Source organism: Priestia sp. P5_B4 (assembly GCF_056400385.1).
The window spans coordinates 1-2,729 of the sequence record NZ_JBFULJ010000510.1; the positions used below are offsets into that span (position 1 = coordinate 1).

Annotated in this window: 5 protein-coding genes; 1 reads left to right on the forward strand and 4 read right to left on the reverse strand. The window is 38.3% G+C overall.

The window, feature by feature from the left end; genetic code table 11:
- The 3 genes from AC1DRF_RS22120 to AC1DRF_RS22130 form a co-directional block, all read right to left on the reverse strand.
- Positions 1-448, reverse strand: a 448-nt coding sequence (locus AC1DRF_RS22120) for a spore photoproduct lyase family protein (protein WP_477741704.1), incomplete at its 3' end; no start/stop codon positions are given.
- A 110-nt stretch (positions 449-558) separates the two neighbouring features.
- Positions 559-807, reverse strand: a complete 249-nt coding sequence (locus AC1DRF_RS22125; RefSeq protein WP_016764006.1) for a transcriptional regulator SplA domain-containing protein — start codon at positions 805-807, stop codon at positions 559-561.
- Between the two features lie 85 nt (positions 808-892).
- The gene (locus AC1DRF_RS22130; RefSeq protein WP_097823496.1) at positions 893-1,852 is read right to left on the reverse strand and encodes a LacI family DNA-binding transcriptional regulator; all 960 of its coding nucleotides are present in this window, start codon (positions 1,850-1,852) and stop codon (positions 893-895) included.
- 124 nt (positions 1,853-1,976) lie between these two features.
- Here AC1DRF_RS22130 and AC1DRF_RS22135 point away from each other — a divergent pair, with 124 nt between their 5' ends.
- The gene (locus tag AC1DRF_RS22135) at positions 1,977-2,105 is read left to right on the forward strand and encodes a hypothetical protein (protein WP_013083044.1); all 129 of its coding nucleotides are present in this window, start codon (positions 1,977-1,979) and stop codon (positions 2,103-2,105) included.
- A 39-nt stretch (positions 2,106-2,144) separates the two neighbouring features.
- Here the strand turns inward: AC1DRF_RS22135 and AC1DRF_RS22140 are convergent.
- Positions 2,145-2,729 (reverse strand): Na+/H+ antiporter NhaC family protein (locus AC1DRF_RS22140; RefSeq protein WP_477741705.1); only part of this gene is annotated, 585 nt, incomplete at its 5' end.

Sequence of the window (2,729 nt, forward strand, 5' to 3'; positions counted from 1 at the left end):
GGTCAATTCCTACGATATCAGATGTACAAGCCGCTTCAAATCGCGTTATTTGTGGGGCTCTCTCCTGCATATATTGCTCTGCTTGACCTAATATTTCTTCAACATTCACGTACGTGCGAATATATGGTTTACTTCCCATTGTTGTCTGCAAATAGCAATAGTGACAGTGCCCCATACACCCTGTTGCAAATGGTATTGCATATTCAGCTGACGGTTTAGATGTATCAAATTTCAATGTTTTACGCACGCCAACTACTAAAGTCGACTTGGCATTGCGGTATTTTTGCAAATCATTTTTTCCCGGTATATTACGCACTTGATTATGAGAAGTTGTTTGACGAATCTCAATTCCCATCTTCTCAAATTTTTCTTTTAATTGAACACCAAGCGGGTACTCCATTGCCCCTGGCTCAATATATACTAATTGAGGTACAAAAGGTTTTATCATCATGTACACTTCCTTTTTTCTAGTACTAATAGCGTTTGAAAAATAAAAAGACTCTATCCTTGGTAATTATTTTTCAAACAAAAAAGACTCTCCGTTAAGAGAGCCTTGCATTAGTCATATTGTTCATAATCAAATATCTTATTATACATTTTTTCAGCTTCTTCATACGTTGAATATACGGCATCATCTTCAGCTAACAAATGGTAAGACTCATGTAAAAACAGCGCCTTTTCACCTTTGTTTTCGGGATGTTCAACAATTTCAGCCTGATTAATATTCGCAACGTTTGCCGTATGAGGATTTCGGTAAATAACAAATACTTGATCTCCCACTTGATATTCTTTTTTCTCCACGATCATCATCCTTTTCTTCTTTCTTTACTCGTATGATGTCCGCTTTTGCTCATTTTATCCGGTAAAAACACCTCATGGCATCATCAAGAATTCATACGCTTTTACGCTCAATAAACCGAAAAGGGAGCTCAATTTTCTGAGGAACCTTGCTTCCCACTAATGTAAAAAGCGTTTCTCCCATTTCCTTAAGAGGAAGTTCGATCGTTGTTATTTGTAAATAAGAAGAAAGCGGATGATTATCAAAACCAATGATAGCTAATTCACCAGGAACTGAAATGCCCGCTTGTTCGCACTGAGCTTTTATTCCGATAGCTACTTGATCGTTTGTTACTAAAAGCGCCTGAGGCCGATTTTTCATCTGCACTAGTTTTTCCACCACTTTTTCACCATCTGTCACGTTCAAACAGCCTTGAAAAACCCATTCCGGATGATAAGGCTGATTTATTCTTTCTACATATTCTTTGTATGCTTGTTGCCGCTGTTGACTATTCGTACCCGTCATCCTTCCAATACAGTAGCCAATATCCGTATATCCTTTTTCTTTTAAATACATAAGCGCCTGCTTAAAAGCTGCATAATGATCAACGTAAACGGAGCGAATAGAACGATTCTGTACGTTTTCGCACACGGCTATCGGCCCGTACTGCTGATAATATTCAATCGTGCTCCAGCTGCTTGCTCTAGAACAAATAATCACTCCATCAACTTGCTTTGTTTTTAGCATATGAAGCGCTTCTTCTTCTTTTTTCACATCATAGTTCGTCTGACAAATAACAAGCTGATACTGCTTTTCTAACGCCTGAGATGCCACTCCTTCTAAAAGCAGACTAAAATACGGATGATTAATAAAAGGCAAGACGACGGCAATCATATTTGTTTTCCCTTTTGATAAGTGAACGGCATTAATGTTTTGTTCATAATTAAGTTCGTGAATAACCTGCTCTACCAGTCGGCGTTTTTCTTCTTTTACATACGGATGATGATTTAGCACCCGGGATACAGTCGAAACAGATACACCAGCTTTTTTTGCGATATCTCGGATATTTGTCATGTTTTCACCTTTTTCTCTTGCGCTGAAACGCGTTTCATACTTTATTCTCATTATAAAGTGAAACAGCAAGAAGCTAAACCCGTTACCATCGTGTTTTTACTCATTTACGTAAGGAGGTCATCTCATGGGTATTTTATTATTCATTTTATTATGCGGGATTGAAATTGGAGGAGCGGCTTATGCACTTAAACAGAACGAGACGCTTTGGAAGGAGTTAGATGATGAAAAGCCGACTGATTTTTTTAAACAGTAAAAAACCCTTAAAAAGAACATTCTTTTTAAGGGTTTGATATTACGCAGCTTCTTTAGATGACTTTGACTTTTTATTACGAGGAAATCCAATTACAATTGCAATGATCCCGCAAACCGCTGTTAACATTGGGTAGAATGTAAATGGAATAATCTCAATCGGTGAAACTTTAGCAAATCCTGCTGCGAGAAGCATTTGTGCGCCGTAAGGGATAAGCCCTTGAACGCTGCATGAAAACAAGTCAAGCAGGCTGGCTGATTTACGATTATCAATTGAATACTTATCAGAGATTTCTTTTGCTAACGGACCTGCCGTAATAATTGAAATCGTGTTATTAGCCGTTGCTAAATTTGTTAAACTTACCAGTCCAGCGATGCTGAATTCTCCGCCTTTTTTTGTTTGAATGCGTCGTGTTAATAAATTCAATAAGAACTGAATACCGCCGTTATAGCGAATAAGCTCAACCATTCCGCCGATTAGCAGAGATAAAATAATTAACTCTGACATTCCGCCAATACCTTCTGTCACAGTTTTAGCAAGAGAAGAAAGCGTGTAGCTTCCGTCAGCTAATCCAATCACGCCGGCTAGCACAATTCCTCCGGTTAAAATGCTTAATACGTTTGCACC

Excerpts from the sequence above, each read along its gene's own strand:
- AC1DRF_RS22125 (WP_016764006.1), bottom strand. The coding sequence starts at position 807 with ATGATCGTGGAGAAAAAAGAATATCAAGTGGGAGATCAAGTATTTGTT.
- AC1DRF_RS22135 (WP_013083044.1), top strand. The coding sequence starts at position 1,977 with ATGGGTATTTTATTATTCATTTTATTATGCGGGATTGAAATTGGAGGA.
- AC1DRF_RS22130 (WP_097823496.1), bottom strand. The coding sequence starts at position 1,852 with ATGACAAATATCCGAGATATCGCAAAAAAAGCTGGTGTATCTGTTTCG.